This window comes from Paenibacillus sp. NPDC056722, from assembly GCF_042790635.1.
In the GTDB taxonomy this organism is placed as follows: Bacteria; Bacillota; Bacilli; order Paenibacillales; family Paenibacillaceae; genus Paenibacillus_AQ; species Paenibacillus_AQ agri.
In genome coordinates this window covers 254,793-270,893 of record NZ_JBHTYV010000006.1, presented here as the reverse complement: position 1 = coordinate 270,893, position 16,101 = coordinate 254,793, and the positions used below count along the sequence as shown (strand labels likewise).

General features: G+C 42.7%; 18 protein-coding genes. 4 read left to right on the top strand and 14 right to left on the bottom strand.

All coding sequences use genetic code 11. The annotated features are described in order from the left end of the window. Window positions 1-75: 75 nt before the first annotated feature. The 5 genes from ACFRAM_RS17485 to ACFRAM_RS17465 form a co-directional block, all read right to left on the bottom strand. Window positions 76-1,170: a phosphotransferase enzyme family protein gene (locus ACFRAM_RS17485; protein WP_379466931.1), complete on the bottom strand. Its 1,095-nt coding sequence runs from the start codon at window positions 1,168-1,170 to the stop codon at window positions 76-78. Between the two features lie 310 nt (window positions 1,171-1,480). After that, complete coding sequence (locus ACFRAM_RS17480) at window positions 1,481-2,269, bottom strand: energy-coupling factor transporter transmembrane component T family protein (protein WP_379466930.1); 789 nt, start codon at window positions 2,267-2,269, stop codon at window positions 1,481-1,483. Continuing rightward, window positions 2,259-3,119, bottom strand: a complete 861-nt coding sequence (locus tag ACFRAM_RS17475; RefSeq protein WP_379466929.1) for an ATP-binding cassette domain-containing protein — start codon at window positions 3,117-3,119, stop codon at window positions 2,259-2,261. Before ACFRAM_RS17475 ends, ACFRAM_RS17480 begins: the two co-directional genes overlap by 11 nt. Continuing rightward, complete coding sequence (locus ACFRAM_RS17470) at window positions 3,104-3,901, bottom strand: energy-coupling factor transporter ATPase (RefSeq protein WP_379466928.1); 798 nt, start codon at window positions 3,899-3,901, stop codon at window positions 3,104-3,106. The genes ACFRAM_RS17475 and ACFRAM_RS17470 overlap by 16 nt, the downstream gene beginning before the upstream one ends. A gap of 126 nt (window positions 3,902-4,027) precedes the next feature. Continuing rightward, window positions 4,028-4,579 carry a biotin transporter BioY gene (locus ACFRAM_RS17465; protein ID WP_379466927.1) on the bottom strand — a complete coding sequence of 184 codons (552 nt, stop codon included), beginning with the start codon at window positions 4,577-4,579 and terminating at the stop codon, window positions 4,028-4,030. Window positions 4,580-4,816: 237 nt separating this feature from the next. Between ACFRAM_RS17465 and ACFRAM_RS17460 the strand changes: the two genes are divergently transcribed. The 4 genes from ACFRAM_RS17460 to ACFRAM_RS17445 all read left to right on the top strand — a co-directional run bounded on the left by ACFRAM_RS17460 (window position 4,817) and on the right by ACFRAM_RS17445 (window position 8,704). Beyond that, complete coding sequence (locus ACFRAM_RS17460; RefSeq protein WP_379466926.1) at window positions 4,817-5,800, top strand: biotin--[acetyl-CoA-carboxylase] ligase; 984 nt, start codon at window positions 4,817-4,819, stop codon at window positions 5,798-5,800. A 144-nt stretch (window positions 5,801-5,944) separates the two neighbouring features. Further along, window positions 5,945-6,523 (top strand): TetR/AcrR family transcriptional regulator, encoded by a 579-nt coding sequence (locus ACFRAM_RS17455; RefSeq protein WP_379466925.1) that lies wholly within the window; start codon window positions 5,945-5,947, stop codon window positions 6,521-6,523. Window positions 6,524-6,627: 104 nt separating this feature from the next. Beyond that, complete coding sequence (locus ACFRAM_RS17450) at window positions 6,628-7,392, top strand: SDR family NAD(P)-dependent oxidoreductase (RefSeq protein ID WP_379466924.1); 765 nt, start codon at window positions 6,628-6,630, stop codon at window positions 7,390-7,392. Window positions 7,393-7,501: 109 nt separating this feature from the next. Next, on the top strand, window positions 7,502-8,704 hold the full coding sequence (locus ACFRAM_RS17445) for an MFS transporter (RefSeq protein ID WP_379466923.1): 1,203 nt from the start codon (window positions 7,502-7,504) through the stop codon (window positions 8,702-8,704). 35 nt (window positions 8,705-8,739) lie between these two features. Here the strand turns inward: ACFRAM_RS17445 and ACFRAM_RS17440 are convergent, their stop codons facing one another. The 9 genes from ACFRAM_RS17440 to ACFRAM_RS17400 all read right to left on the bottom strand — a co-directional run bounded on the left by ACFRAM_RS17440 (window position 8,740) and on the right by ACFRAM_RS17400 (window position 15,868). Next, on the bottom strand, window positions 8,740-9,480 hold the full coding sequence (locus ACFRAM_RS17440; RefSeq protein WP_379466922.1) for an alpha/beta fold hydrolase: 741 nt from the start codon (window positions 9,478-9,480) through the stop codon (window positions 8,740-8,742). A 26-nt stretch (window positions 9,481-9,506) separates the two neighbouring features. Beyond that, window positions 9,507-10,424 carry a GNAT family N-acetyltransferase gene (locus ACFRAM_RS17435; RefSeq protein WP_379466921.1) on the bottom strand — a complete coding sequence of 306 codons (918 nt, stop codon included), beginning with the start codon at window positions 10,422-10,424 and terminating at the stop codon, window positions 9,507-9,509. 196 nt (window positions 10,425-10,620) lie between these two features. Further along, complete coding sequence (locus ACFRAM_RS17430; protein WP_379466920.1) at window positions 10,621-11,544, bottom strand: aminoglycoside phosphotransferase family protein; 924 nt, start codon at window positions 11,542-11,544, stop codon at window positions 10,621-10,623. Between the two features lie 328 nt (window positions 11,545-11,872). Next, window positions 11,873-12,211, bottom strand: a complete 339-nt coding sequence (locus ACFRAM_RS17425; protein ID WP_379466919.1) for a hypothetical protein — start codon at window positions 12,209-12,211, stop codon at window positions 11,873-11,875. Between the two features lie 157 nt (window positions 12,212-12,368). After that, entirely contained in the window at window positions 12,369-12,821 is a 453-nt protein-coding gene (locus ACFRAM_RS17420; RefSeq protein WP_379466918.1) for an SRPBCC family protein, read from the bottom strand. A 14-nt stretch (window positions 12,822-12,835) separates the two neighbouring features. Next, a complete protein-coding gene (locus ACFRAM_RS17415; RefSeq protein ID WP_066366735.1) occupies window positions 12,836-13,174 on the bottom strand; it encodes an ArsR/SmtB family transcription factor in 339 nt (112 codons plus the stop codon). A gap of 159 nt (window positions 13,175-13,333) precedes the next feature. Continuing rightward, a complete protein-coding gene (locus tag ACFRAM_RS17410) occupies window positions 13,334-13,972 on the bottom strand; it encodes an FMN-dependent NADH-azoreductase (protein WP_066366738.1) in 639 nt (212 codons plus the stop codon). Between the two features lie 298 nt (window positions 13,973-14,270). Further along, window positions 14,271-14,642, bottom strand: a complete 372-nt coding sequence (locus ACFRAM_RS17405; RefSeq protein WP_379466917.1) for an iron chaperone — start codon at window positions 14,640-14,642, stop codon at window positions 14,271-14,273. A gap of 431 nt (window positions 14,643-15,073) precedes the next feature. Continuing rightward, window positions 15,074-15,868 carry a hypothetical protein gene (locus ACFRAM_RS17400; protein WP_379466916.1) on the bottom strand — a complete coding sequence of 265 codons (795 nt, stop codon included), beginning with the start codon at window positions 15,866-15,868 and terminating at the stop codon, window positions 15,074-15,076. Between the last annotated feature and the right edge of the window lie 233 nt (window positions 15,869-16,101).

Sequence of the window (16,101 nt, the reverse complement as noted above, 5' to 3'; positions counted from 1 at the left end):
GTCATGTGCAATATAAAAAGAACCTGAATGAAATATTCAGGTTCTTTCTTTGTTTTTTCGCTATCTTTAGTGCTTTCAAGAATCATATACCTCGCCTGCAGCTTCTTTCAAAGCATATTCAAAGGGCTCTTCACACGAGTAAATCTCATGAAAAAATCCCATGTACGGAATATCCTCCTCCATACATTTTATTAAATAGGACAATGCCTCATCATACTCTGGCTCTTCACCGGCGTGCTGCATACACTCAAATGCATCTACTATATTTTCCAGCAGGTTTATTTGGATGAATAATGGTAGTTGATCCAGCATCGCATCTCCAATATTGGTCTCGGATCGATATCCCTCGAGGCAGACTTTGAAATAATCATCCATAAACTCTTTGCGTTTGTTGGCGTCTGGTTCAAACTGTATCCAGCCCACTCCGTTTCTCCAGATCGACGCCAGGTCACACATATACCAACAGAAACACGTATTATCAAAGTCATATACAGTGATTTGCCCGGTATCAAAATCGATATGATAATTCCCATCTCCGTAATCAAAATGAATCATACCATAGGATTCATTGCTCCGTTCCAATCCCTCCACTATCGTAAGAAGCGCTACCAGCTTTTCCTTCAACCGAGATAAGGAATCGGGAATCAATTTTTCAATATATTCTGCGTTATATTTATCTAAAAAGCTATATCGGCGCTGGACTGGTGTATAACTTTTCGACAACTGATGCAATTTACCGAGAGTTTTACCACAGTTATAATAATATTCGGTAATAGGAACGCCTTCTCGATACTGGTAGTTATTTTCCACCAGATGCTTACCCTTGGCTTTTTCAAACAGGCAGACAAAAAAAGTGTGATTATGATGAGTGATCTCTTCCAGCAGATTCCCCTTCCGGGAACTGATTACATTCGATACGCTGCCGCCATGCTCGAATAGATATCTGATGTACTGGACTTCGGCCAGAAAATCTTCCCGGCTCCTGTCATTCAAAAAGGCGATTCGGAGTATTTTGGCATCAGCGCCGTCTTTTTCATAGTTATAAGCGATATTCCGCCCTCCGTCATGTGGGTTAATCCGGCTGATCTCATAACCCTCCAAGCCATATAGCTCTGACACTAATGGAAGCAAATAGGCATCCCCGATTTGAACAACTTCGTCATAAGTCATAACATTTCCCCTTTAACTAATCATTTGTTTAAAAGCAAATCCTTTTGAACTATATGTATATTTTACTAACAACTTCCGGTAAATGGGATAGTAGAAAACAATTAAAACTGATTGATCCTGTTTCGTGTGTATAAGCAGTCTACTTTTACTGAGTTCTCCCCGCAGCGAATATCCCAGAACTGGGCTACGTTCTAGTGTACACACTGACACCAAGCAATGAGCCGTTACTAATCTGTATACAAAAAAGTCACATCAGATATTATTCTAATGTGACTCTATAATACGCTTAGCTTAATTGTTCTTTTGCAACTCAGAGATAAAGGATTAGCGATACAAAAGCAAGCGTTAATCCGCCAGCAGCATAATCCACCTGCGCGAAATTCAGCTCCTTATAGGATGTCCGGCCCCTTCCATCCCCGTAAGCTCTTGCATCGATCGCTAAAGACAGTTGCTCCGCCCGCTGAATCGTTGTAACGAATAGCGGAATCAGTATTGAAGTATAAGCAACGATCTTCTTGTAGCCTTTGGTAGACGTAGTGTCATACCCTCTAGCCTTACGAGCCAGCATAATGCGATCAAGCTCTTGAATGATCGTTGGAATAAACCGGATGGCAAGCACGATCATCAGTGCAAAAGCTTCGACTGGAACACCTAAGCGGGACAGCGGTTTAAGCAGTTTTTCAAGACCCTTCGCCAGATCCAGCGGTTTGGTTGTTAACGTAAGTACCGAAGCAAGTAAGATCAGCAATATCATTCTCCAAACAATAAAGCTGCCGTTCTTTATCCCTTCTAGGGTCACTTTTAGAAAGAAGCCAGGCCAGAGTGGCGTTCCATCGGTCAGCACGACATGATACAAAAAGGTGAAGGAAAGAATGAAGAGAATTGGCTTTAATCCTCTGAAGACCATTACAACCGGCAATTTAGCGGTCAGGATTAACCCTGCCACCAGGACAGTTGTCGCAATATATCCGGCAAATGTTTTTAGCAGAAGGAAACTAATCATGATGGCAAAAATGCTCAATAGTTTAGTTCGGGGATCCAGCCGGTGAATGACTGAGCCAGTATCTGCATATTGACCCAGTATGATTTTATCCATCATGTTGAATACCCCTTGCCTGCCAGACTGATCTAACCTGCTGCATAATGTCCTCTTCTCTGCAACTGGCTGGTTCGATAATACGGCCGGACAATTCCTCGATCAGCTTGAGGAGCTGTACAGGCTCCGGCAAAGGCAGCCCTGCTTGCTTCATGAACTCTGTATGTTGTAAAAAAAGATCATTCGCACTCATCTGTACCAATAAACGTCCACTGTTAAAGATCATAACCTCATCTGAGTACTCAGCTACATCCTCCATCTGATGAGAGATGAAGATCACCGTTCGATTCTTTGTCCGCTGCCATGCTCTGATTTCCTCAAGAAGCGCAATCCTGCTTAAAGGATCAAGTCCAGCTGTCGGTTCATCCAGAATAAGCAACTCGGGATCTGCAATAAGCACCGAAGCAATGGCAACACGCCGCTTTTGTCCCCCGCTGAGCTGGTATGGAGACGCGTCCAGAAGGTCTGACGGGAGCCCCATTTGATGCATCACAGATTCGATTTCAGCCTTCGTATCCCCAGTGTGAGCTTTTTTTATTTTCTGAGCAAAAGCCAGCTCTTTATAAACAGTCGTTTCAAAGATTTGCTGTTCCGGATTCTGAAACACATAGCCAATCTGTGGAACCACCCTCATATTCCCTTTACTGTCCCGCGGAAGTGGCTGTTGGTTAAACGTATATTCACCACTGAATGAAGGGATCAGACCTTTTATAAGTTTGGCAAAAGTGGACTTACCGGCCCCGTTGTGACCAATAACAGAGATCCACTTTCCTTCCTGAAGTGTACAACTCAACGATTGTAGAACCTCTCTGCCGTTCATACTTACACTTACATCCTTTAATGCATAGACCATAAGTTGGTGATCGTCTCCTTCCAATCAGAACCTAAGGGGACATCTAATCCCAGTGTCTGATGCAGCCTTACAGCAAAAGGAGGAACCAACTGGTCAGTCAGGGACACGCTGTTGAATAAGGCTGACGGAGTACCGTCAAAACGGATACTCCGATTACTTAGCAGCAGAACCCGATCCGCTGACAGAATCTCATCCATGTGGTGAGTAATATGAATGATCGTCAACCCTGATTGATGAAGGGTGCGCATCACCTCAAGGATGTCTTTCCTCTCCTGCGGATCCAGCATGGAAGTAGCCTCATCGAATACCAGGATAGACGGACGCATGGCCAGAATGGCCGCAATCGCAACCCGTTGTTTCTCGCCTCCTGACAGCTGATGCGGCATCGCGTCCATGTATTCTTCCATACGGACAGCTTGCAAGGCCCCTTCAACCCTAGGCATCATTTCTTCTCTTGGGATGCGAAGGTTCTCCAATCCGAACACGACTTCATCTAGTACGGTTGTCGTAATAAATTGATCTTCAGGATTCTGAAAGACCAGTCCAACCTGCTCACGAATCTTTTTCAAATCCACATGCTGAAGGGTATTCAACTGATTAAGTCTTACTTGTCCCTTTCTGGGCAGTAGCAATCCGTTCATCAACTTGGCAAGTGTGGATTTCCCGCTTCCGTTCCCTCCGACGATGGCGACAAATTCTCCTTCTTGAACTTCGAAGCTCACATCTTGAATGATGGGATGCTCTCGGCGGTAATGATAATTAACTTGATCAAAAACAAGCATCTGTGTTGCTCCCTTCGTTACTTCGAAGCCGAGAAAAAGCCCTCCAGCTCGGTAGTAACCAGTCTGGAAGGCTTTGGCTTTCGCCAAAGTGTAATCATATTGATGAGGACTATTGGAGCAATGATACTAAGCTTGTACTTTTTCTTCAATAGGACTAATCGCTCTAAGCTGCATCGTAATGATGGCTGCAATGACGGCTTTAATGATATCACCTGGAACAAAGGCTATCGAACCTATTAAGGCGGCCCAAATGGACGTATTAGTGATCAGAGCCATGACAGGGGCACCAATGAGATACACCACTATTACACCAAAAATCAGATTGATGACTACCAGCTTCCATGTTTTGACCTGCAGCCAGATTTTCTCGGAAGCCCATCCGATCAGGAAGGCCGAAATCGGCCAGCTGAATATGTAACCTGCAGACGGTCCAACCAACGCCACCAGACCACCGTGCCCACCTGTTAACACAGGCAAACCAATAGCCACCAGAATGATGAAGAGTACAAGACTTAGGCCGCCGGTTTTTCTACCCAGAAAACATCCAGCCAACATGACACCGAGTGTCTGAGCAGTGATTGGAACGGGTATGAACCCGAGTGGTATAGGCGGGATCATACCCAGCACTGCGATTAGAGCGGCGAATAATGCCGCATAGACAAGTTCTTTTGTTTTCAAGAAATAGACCTCCATTGGGAACGTGAAATGTATTTGATTAAGCTAACGAGCTGTTCCATACGCTGAATTATAATAGAGTGAATTTCAATTGTAAACCTAAATTTATTGTAGGTTCACAATCAAACACTTAAATAGATCATTCATGTGCTTAACTTTTGTAGCTGGTTATTGACTAGCTAAGCATGTTAAAATATAGGGATAAGGTTGTTAGGCATATATTAGTGGAGGTTTATTGCCATGACGGTAAAAGAACGTATTCTAGCTTTACTCGACGGCAACAGAGGCGAATATATCTCCGGCGAGGAGATAGCTGGACAGCTATCCGTTACACGCAGTGCTGTTTGGAAGTCGATCAAATCGCTGCAGAACGAAGGTTACTCCATAACGGCTGTAACAAATAAAGGGTACTCTCTATCACCTAATACGGATATTCTATCCGCTGTTGCAATTTCGAATTATTTAAATATGGAGTGTAACAATCTACATATTGAAGTCCTCAAAACAGTACCGTCAACAAATGAATCCGTTAAAAAACTTGCCTTGAACGGAGCGGCTGAGGGCATAGTGATCCTTTCGGAGGAGCAGACAGCCGGACGCGGCAGAAAAAGCCGGCAGTTCTTTTCTCCCTCAGGAACGGGGATCTATATGAGCATCCTTCTACGTCCGAAGATCTCAGCGCAAGATTCTTTTCTTCTCACGACCTCCGCCGCAGTAGCTGTTTCGATGGCCATCGAGAGTGTAGCCCATAAGGACACGCAGATAAAATGGGTTAACGATGTATTCATGGATGGTAAAAAGGTCTGCGGAATCCTTACTGAAGCCGCTCTTTCAGTGGAAAGTGGCTGGCTTGACTATGCTGTGCTCGGCATTGGAATTAATGTATCACTGCCCTCTCATGGATTCCCTGAAGAGATTACAGATATCGCTACATCTGTATTTTCGGATGACAAGAACAGCGGAGATCTTCGTAACCGACTAGCGGCAGAGATACTCAATAATTTCATGGTTTTCTATACACGTTTGACGGACAGGCTATTTCTGCCTGAGTATAAAAAACGTATATTTTTCCTCGGCAAAGCCGTAACTGTACTGAAAGAAAACAAACAATGCCAGGCAACAGCCATTGATATTGATGACAATTGTCGGCTCAAAGTCAGGTATGAGAATGGCGATGAGGAGTATCTTTCAAGCGGAGAAGTTAGTATTAAAGTTAATGGATAGAGAGCCCCAGCCAATTGGCTGGGGTTTTGTTGTACTCAAGGAGCTTAAGAACCGTATCCATCTGGCTAGCAAAAAGTATATTTTAAAATTATTCTTTACTGATCGTTCCCATAATGATAAGATGTCTTCGGGAGGTGATCATGAATGACAAGAAGCAAAGAATATGACGAGAATGCAGTTCTTCATAAGGCCATGCAACTCTTCTGGGAACAAGGTTATGAAAAAACATCCATGTCTGATCTTGTAGCGCATATGAGAGTTCATAGAAGAAGCCTATATGATACCTTCAAGGATAAGCATACATTGTTTCTTAAGGTCTTGGATCATTACGGAGAAATAACGGATAGCACTCTTCAAGAAGGAATTGAACAATCTGAAACAGCTACTCAAGCGTTACATTTCATTTTCAAGTATACGATTGATAACATTGATGATGTTCCTACGGGTTGTCTATTTGTAAATGCAGCAGTGGAATTAGCGATGCATGATGCTGATGCCGATGCCAAGACCATTGAAGGATTTGAAAAACAAGAACAGCTACTCACATCTATTATTCGGTGGGGTCAGCATAACAAGGAATTCACATCTGATTATGATGCCAAAGAACTTGGAGAATCTTTGCATAATACGCTATTGGGATTCAGAGTAATGAGACGTACATCGACAAGTAAGGATAAGCTTCATCGTTTAGCCGCCCTATCTTTGAGGTATTTAGAGTATTGAATTTTTTTTGCCCTTAATGAGAATGATCATTCCCATAAACTTTTCTCGTTCCTGACATCTCACCCCACCCACATTTTTTTCAATTAAAAGGAGACGATTTAGAAATGACAACAACACAGAATTTAACTGGTAAAGTAGCCTTTGTAACTGGCGGAACTCGTGGTATTGGATTGGAAACTGTACGTGGTCTGGCTCACTTAGGAGCTGTGGTAGTGATCGGTGCGCGCGATGCACAAAAAGGTATTGAAGTCGCTCAACAATTTAAACAAGAGGGATTCAACGTAGAAAGTATTAAAATAGATGTCAATCTGCATGAAGATAATGTGGCTGCTTATGATTACTTCAATGAGAATTTCGGAAAGCTGGATATCTTGATCAACAATGCTGGTGTTTTGCTGGATCAAGAAAATGTGTCCGTTGAAGTTATCAACCGAACAAGTACCCTGCCATTAAAGGTATTACATGACACTTTTAACGCCAACTTCTTTGCTCAAGTTGATTTAACGCAGCTTCTCTTACCGCTGATTCGTAAATCTGATGCTGGACGTATCGTCAATCTTTCCAGCATTCTGGGGTCACTCTCCCTCCAGGCAGATCCGAACTCACCTATATATTCAGCGAAAACTTTTGCTTATAACGCTTCCAAAGCAGCATTAAACGCCTTCACAATCCATTTGGCTGCAGAACTTGAGGGAACTCCGATTAAAGTTAACTCCATTCACCCTGGTTGGGTTCGCACTCGACTTGGCGGAGGTGCTGCGGATATTGATGAGGTGGAAGGTAGCCGGACAAGCATTTTGGCGGCAACACTGCCTGCGGATGGCCCAACCGGTTCCTTCTTCTTTTTGGAAAATACGCTGCCTTGGTAATGTCTTAGATTCAAGACGGAATTTCAAAATTCCTGGGTCCGCTGATTTAGAGAATATGTTGATCGGGCGGTACGAAAGTGCCGTCCTTTAGGATGAGGAGTTGATTTAATTGAAAGGCAATTATACAAACCAAACCATGCGAAATCCATGGCTTAGTGTTTTTGCGATAGCATTAGGCGCTATAGCGCTTGTCATTACGGAGTTTTTACCTGTAGGCCTGCTTCCTGATATTTGTAGAAGCTTTGGTGTGTTAGAAGGTACCGCCGGACTTGCAGTGACTTCTACCGCCCTTTTAGGAGCTGTTGCAGCCCCGCTTACTACCATAGTTATTGGACAATTAGATCGACGAATTGTGTTGCTCGTATTGACGTTCATGCTTATTGTGTCCAGTGTACTCTCGGTATTTGCCCCTAGTTTTGGAGTGTTCATCATTGCACGGATTATTCTTGGACTCGGAGTAGGAGGTTTTTGGGCAATCGCTATAGCGAGCGCTGTCCGACTAGTCCCCCAAGATAAGATCGCACGGGCATCTTCCATCGTTCTAGGCGGAATTTCGATTGGAACGGTGGTCAGTGTGCCTACGGGTACATTCATTGCTTCGCATTTTGATTGGCGAGCCGCATTTACAGCGGCCAGTGTTTTTGCGGTCGTTACTTTTATCATCCAACTCATTCTACTGCCAAAAATCCCAATGAAACAAGGCGTTCGCGTTAATGATTACGTGGAGCTGTTTCGTTTTAATAAAATAAGAATGATTTTTGCCATAGTTGTATTCCTCGTCGGAGGCCAATACGCAGCGTATACGTATGTAACTCCATATCTGCAGCAAGTGACGGGCACCAGTTCAAATGTATTAGGCGTTTTGATGCTTATATATGGTATTGTTGTTTGCTTGGGTAATTTTATTGGCGGATTCATTTCTAAAATAGGACTTCAGCGCATGAATGCAATGACAGCATTTATTTATCTGGTATCTCTTGCCGCTATCTCACTCTTAGGACATAGCTCGATTATCGTAACGATTGCTTTAATTACATGGGCATTCGCTTGGGGAATGGCTCCTTTAGGTGCCCAACTATGGATCTTCTCCTCTATCCGGAATGCACCAGAAGCTGCGCAAGCTATCTTTACGGGAGTATTTCAATTATCAATTAGCGTTGGTTCACTTATAGGCGGCGTTGCTGTCAATGCTATTAATTTAACTAGCTCTATGTGGCTGGGAGTAATATTGGTCGCATTAGCGCTTATTATGACATTCATGGTTGGCAGGGATGATAATGAATCTTCTGGCAAACTTTCAACCGAAAATTAATAAAGAACCCCCAGCCAATTGGCTGGGGGTTTGTTTTACCTCAAGAACTGAAGTATCGTATCATTTACTAAAGCAGGGTTTTCTCTGACCATATGCGGCCTATGACTTCCGTTAGGGACAACTAGATAATGTGATCCTTTGACAAGTGAAGCTAGATGTTTGACTCTCTCCTCACCCACATATTGATCATGCTCGCCAGTAATAAATAGCGATGGACATTCAATGCTCCTAAGTTGGTCTTCTGTAAGTTGAGGATACAATCGCCAATCTTGCGACGATTGCCTCATAAATTCTTCCCAATTCCCTTTATGTGCTTCTTCATGTCTTTCGATCATTTGATTGATCGTATCGTGTAATCCTCTTTCGATGATCCATTCAGGCTCAAATTCTTCAACACCACTAGGGTCACAAAAGCCACTAGTACCTATTGTAGTGAGGCTAATAACTCTTTCAGGATGATTTACCGCGAGGTAAAGCCCAACATTCCCTCCCAAGCTATATCCAATGAAATGAGCTTTTGGAATATCTAATTGAGTCATGAATTGTAAGATGTCATCTACAATTTGAGGTGTAGACCATTCGAGGCTTTCGCATCTTGTTCTTCCATGCCCCCTGAAATCTGGGAAATAACAGGTATATTTCTTTTGAAAATCTAACATTTGGCCAGCGAAAGCCAGTATACCGCGTGAGTAGCCACTGTGCAAAAAAATGATATTATCCCCGTTACCCATTTTTTCGTAAAACAATTCCAAGTCATAAACCTTAACATAAGGCAATGTACTTCTCCTCCTTGTTTAACGCTTTAGAGCTCTCGATGATAACGAACTTCTTCCGATACTTCTTTGAAGCCAGCGGAGTGATATAAAGATAGCGCGGAACTATTGGCTGTTTCGACTTGAAGTTCTGCGGACGTACAGCCGTGGTGTTTGAGATAAGTTAATGCCTGAGATAGCAAATACTTTGCAATGCCTTGTTTTCGATAAGAATTTCTTACAAATAGATCTTCAATAATTCCATCCCCATCCCCATCTTCATCAATCCAAGCCATAATGCTCCCTACTAAGGTTTCATTTTCCCTGACAATAAAAATAGTCCACGAAGAATTCTTCTGTTTATCGCTCAACTGCTTATGTCCAATCGGGGCATCCGGCCAAATTTCCAAGTCAACCGCTAAGTATTCTTCGATTCGTTCCTCTGAGTCCAATGCTCCTCCCAAGTATCGATAAGGTTCAATAAGAATGGTCTCCTCAATCTTCTCGCATAAGTCTCTTCGCATTGTGTACAGACTCTTCGCATAGATAAAACCTTTCGAGATGAAATAGTTATTGTTATACCCTTCAGTGGATTGATTCCCAATTCCAACAATAGTCCGATTCGAACCAGGAAGTGTTTCCTTTAATTCGTACGCCCTATTTAACAAACATTCATACAGGAGATCATAAAGTGGATAGTCGTCTTCTCTCAGTGGAAGTACCTTCAAATTGAAATAAATATAGTGCGACCGCTCCTCCGGGCTGCCCGGCGGAACCGTGGAAATAACACTAACTTGTCCTTTGCCAATAATACGTTTATTCTCAATCGCTACGAATACGTTCGGCCAATTCTCTTCTTCTCCAACCCACCAAAAAACGGAGTCATTATTAGCGGTAACGGCATGATACAACTCACCTAACCCCTGCATATCCTCTTTAGCAAATGTCCTTACTTCTATTTCCCGCATGCCAAACACCACCATTTATTATTAATACTTAGAGATCCAATAGTGATATTTTACTATTTTTTTGATCCATCGCTTGGTAATAAATAGTTCTAAGCATTTTCTATCCAAGCTTACCTAGCTTATACATAGCGTGCAGTTTTGATATTTAAACCTCATCTTCACTGCATCCCTTCGTGATATAGGATATATAGCTCTATCATTTAGCCAAAGACAACAGGCTGTCTCGCAGTTCAATATACGCATGATCCCAGCCCATTTTTGCAAAGAATCGTAATCCGTCTAAGCCTTTAAAATATCGTGCACCAATCAATCGGTTAGTAAAATCAGGAATCGGCACTCCCATTTCCTCATAATAACTCCCAAAATCAACGGCTAAATCTCTGTTAGGAACGATATGCTCAATTGTAGCAACATCAATCAGAAAATCTCCATACATAAAGTTGCCGTCAATAATCCCCGTGATCTTGCAGCCATCGGAAAGGATATTCCATTCATGACAATCGCCATGAACGAAGTAGCGATGCGGAGCGTTATATTTGCTGTAATCAAGTAGCCGGGCATAACATTCGTTAAAGACATCACGTTCAAGACAACTTGTATCAAATAACGCATACCAATTCTCCCAAAAGGTTCCTGTTTGATCCTCTGCATAAACTGCTGTAACAACATCCTCCCAGTTCTCATGGCTTCCAGAGCCATCTGGTCTCAGATACCCGAAGCCCTGTTTACTTGTCAAAGACACCTGGTTCATCCTTGTAATTTGATGGATCAGATCCGGGAGTAGCTTGCATCTTTGATCCACGTCATACTCAGCTAGTGGCTTCCCCGCTATCTTTTCTGATATACAAAATTTCAATGTCCCCTCTTTGCCTGATCCTAATGTCTGTGGGAACAGCACATGATTAGATGTAAGTAAATTCGCTACATACTCTTCTGTTACAAAAGCATCTTGGTCCGCGCTAAAGCGAATAACGTATTCACTTTGGTCGATCGCAAATGAGAAAACGCTGCTTAGATTACCACCTTCGATTGCCTGTATACCCTCAGCAGATTTCCCCAAGTGAGCTTTAATCAAGTTTTGCACTTCTTCCATCGAGACTTCCGGTTTACTATGAGCCATCTCTGAACCTCTCCCTTACTTCATATTCTTTTGGAAAAACACAAAAAGCCGCAGAGTGAACTAACGTTCATCCCACAGCTTTTAAATCGCACGAATGCTAAATAGGACATAATTGTCCATATAGCATAGAGTACGAAAGCGATGATAATGATGAGAATTCATAACAGAGTGTATGAACTAAGACATCGGAAAACGAACCCTTCATAATAATAAAGAGTGCTTCAGTCTTGCTCATACGTTATTAGGTTGAAATCACCCTTTTACTTCTGTCAAGAACACCGTCATCATCATCACTGTATTTATCCCACCGATCACATATTTTATTCCATTATAAACCATTTTCTAAGAAAATCAAGAAATCCAACCCGCTTCCAAGTACGTTTTGAGTAGCCTGATTGATCAGCGCAAGCTTGGGGAAATTCTGCACAGAGAGAAGTGCGGTGCCCAGCGATTTCGCCATCAAGTTGACTTCTTGTTGCGAATTAGCAGCCGTTCTCTCTAGCGTCTGATTAAATACAACCCGGTAGATGTTGACCGTGAAGAAGACCAACGCCAGGGAAACAATAAGTATGTTGGTGATATTAATTTTTTGACGAAGCGACAAACTCCGCCGGGTACGCATAGGAAAGATGGCAGTAACCTCCTTCAAGCCAGGGAAGGAATTCATGTTGTTGTCTTCCGTATGTAAATATAAATGTGAAACATTATCTCAGTATTAAAAATAAAAAGAAGCCCCGTTATTAAAAACGAGGGCTTCTCTCGAAACTGAATCGGCATTTTACCAGGATTCTTAGTGCTCTACGCACTTGTCGTCCAACCTGGCTTTAGTTGACATAATTTAAGAGTCCATTTTCTAAAGCGTTGTTCCAGTTATTATTATGTCTTTTCACAACATTCATCTTGGAGAATGCAGAATGTGTAATCGCAAGCTCCGTTGTATTGTCCTTTTCAACAAAATCAATGGTAACCAGCGTTTCCTCTGCTTCGTCTCCTTCATTCATCCATTTCCAAGTAAACGCCAGCTTCTCATTCTGAACGATCTCGACATACCGGCCTTCTAAAGTGAAAACCATACCACCATTCGGAGCTTGCATATGAAAACGGTATTTCCCACCCACAGTAACGTCCATTTGTTCAATGGTTGTCGTAAAACCTACCAGCCCCCACCACTGCTCTAACTGTTCTTTCTTCGTCCAAGCCAGGAACACTCTTTCCTTACTGGCATTATAAACATGTTGAAGCGTAAGCACGTATTTTCCATTCAGCATTGTTATCATTAAGAGTGCCTCCGTCAGTCTTCTTTTGATTGATTGTCCAAAAAAAGCTCCAGGTTAGATAATTGGGGAGTCCAGAAGTTTCTGAGTTCCATTAACCACTCGTGCGCTTTATCCACAGTCTTTGGATTCAAATAATAATATCGATAAGTTCCTTCCTTCCGAATCGAAACTAAACCAGCCTTTTCTAATACCCTTAAATGCTTAGAGATAGCTGGCAATGACATTTCAAAAGGTTTCGCCAAATTCATAACGGTCATCTCTCCAACACCCAGACGTCTTAGAATTTCTCTTCTCGTCGGATCAGAGAGTACGTGGAACACATTATCCAATAGTTCATCATCATATTTAACCATGTGTTTAAGTCTATTCGGATTTCTAGCTATTGTCAAGAAGTGACATTTGTAAAACTCCAATCAGGTAAACAGAGTGGTAGCACGAAAAAAAAGCCGAACGGTTCAGGATTAGAGACCTGAAACTCGCTCGGCTCGGTTGTGCAAAGGCTGATTGACTGATTAGAAGCTGGTTGCGATCTCGCGCGCTTGTTGGATCGCTTTTTCTTTAATCGCTGGCGCTTGATCGGGAGACTTCGCCATGCCTTCCACAAAGATGCCTTCAAAGCTAGGAACGCCAATGAACTTCATAATGGAGTCCAAGTAACGGTGACCCATTTCAGAATCCGCATACACTGAGCCTGGGGACAATACGCTTCCGCTAGCTTGGATGTGAACAGCTTTTTTATCCGTCAGCAGGCCAATCGGACCTTTATCGGTATAGCGGAACGTCTTGCCGGCAACACAGATCGCATCAATATATGCTTTCAAAACAGGTGGAATAGAAAAGTTCCAGATCGGATTTACAAAAACATATTTATCGGCAGCCACAAATTGATCCACCAATTGCCCAAGACGACTTACTTTCGCTTTTTCAGCATCGGTCAATTCTGCAAAGGCAGTTCCCGCTCCCAGCTTACCCCAGCCACTAAAAACATCAGCATCCAGTTGCGGAATATCCGATTTAAATAGATCCAGACGAATAACCTCATCGGTCGGATTGGCGGAGCGATAAGCCTCTACGAATTCTTCTCCTACAGTTAAGCTATAAGATGCTTCCAGAACGTTCGGGTTTGCTGTGATATACAATACTGTCGCCATAATTAAATAACCTGCCTTCAATTAATTTGTGTTTACTCCTGGAAAAATAGTTACGACAATGCCTCCAATCTTTTTTCATTGAGACTAATCGGCTATTATTTAGCCTTTTGAGGTCTCAATATGTTTAACCAATTGGTTAATTAACCACGTGATTAAATATAAAGCATCTTTTATCCACTGTCAAGTAGAAACACTCGAATTACACATCCTCCTATAGAGAGTTCCTGTTCCTGCTTATAAGTATAAAAATAAAAAAAGCCGCGATTTACGCAGCCTTTAAGGGTCAATCTTAATTATTCTATTTCCGCCAAAATGTTGTGCATTTCGCCTTATCCAAAATATTGAAGCGTATCATTCGCTCAAGTAATGAGTAGTCTACCGGATGTTCCCACTTGATACGTACTAACTGCTTGGTGTGATCATAGCCTGCCTGCGCAATGTCAGCAGAAAAGTGAGTAATCCCTGCAATTTCAGGAGCCACAGCCAAATGTTGTTTGGATACGCTAAAGCCTATAATATACGTGTCGTGATCGGTAAACATCGGTTGCTTCCAAGCCACTTTTGGCACTAAATTCGGAAATGTTTGGTTCACCCAATTCAACACTTCTTCCGTTCGGGCCCGATGCTCCGGGTTATCAATACTCGCTAAATATTCTGCAAAAACTTCCATGTTAACCTCCTCCTAAATGTCGTTAGAGGTGTCCTCAAGCCCATTCCCTATCGACTATAATCTGTCCACTAGTGTAATACTTAACCCTTATTCTATCACATGGCCCTCTCCCATGCTTTGCAATTGCAATTGATATCTAACACTAAGCGTACCGTACGCTGTGTGTTAGCATACAAAAGAAGAAGCAGATGCCGTGGGCAAGCTGCTCCTTCTTTTATTGCATGATCATATCCGATTACATCTAATATTTTCACGTGATCAACTGCTCTGCATAGATAATCTGCGTTGTTCACTAAATACTCTGGCATCCGCTAGGCCAAGAGCTTGTGTCAGTACAAATACGGTTTACTCAATCTAATAAAGTGTGCATTTTCTTTCGATAACAATGCTCATCAGTTCCTTAGTTTATTTCGGCAGCTAAAAACGAGTGTTCACCCTTGATTACGATCAAATTTGCCGTGACCGCCTCGATTCACAAAGGTCCGGTTTACAATCTCACCCGCTTTTGTAGCCAAATTCGATTTTTGCTTATCATATTCGGCTTGTGTAATTTTATCGTCTGTTAGTTGCTTGTCCAGATTCGTTATCAATTGCTTGCTCACGAGGTCAACCACTGTTTGCACTGCTACGCCCTTCTCGCCAGCAATTACTGCAAGTGATTTCCCTGCCTGTTCTGCCGTCTTCAGATCAGTTTCTGTTACCCCGAGAAGTGTGGCAATCGCTGCATTGTCCAGCTTCACGCGATTCCCGTGTTCTCCTTTGCCGGTAAATGTTCGATTAACAATCTCGCCCGCTTTTGTAGCCAATTTGTCTTTTTGCTTATCATATTCTGCTTGTGTAATTTTACCGTCCGTTAGTTGCTTGTCCAGATTCGTTGTTAGTTGCTTGGTCACGAGGTCAACCACTGTTTGCACTGCTACGCCCTTCTCGCCAGCAATTACTGCAAGTGATTTCCCTGCTTGTTCTGCCGTCTTCAGATCCTTTTCTGTTACGCCAAGAAGTGTGGCAATCGCTGCATTGTCCATTCTAGCATGTGCGCCACGTTCGCCGCCCCATCCAAAGCCTTTACCTTTCAACGTTCCATTAACCGGACTTTTCGTTGCTGATGTTGGATTCGGCGTAGTTTGAACGGTACTGGCTGCCAGAACATTTCCGGCTAGAAGTGTGCCACCACCTAACGTTACTGATAGTGCCAATACACTTGCTGCGATCAGTCTCTTCTTCATGTTCAGATCCTCCTGCGGTTGTTTTTTTGTGGGGTTACATCCGTATCATAAGGCTCTAATATGAAGACACCCTTAATGCCAACTGAAAGTTCGCTGAAGGTTTTAACCTATTCATTTTCCAGTTGGGTTTTGCTTGGGCCCAGGCTATAAATTAAGTAAGTGATCAACAGCAAGGAACATAACAACACAACGTCAAATAGAAAAATATGTTGGTAACTCCATTCGTTAGTTAG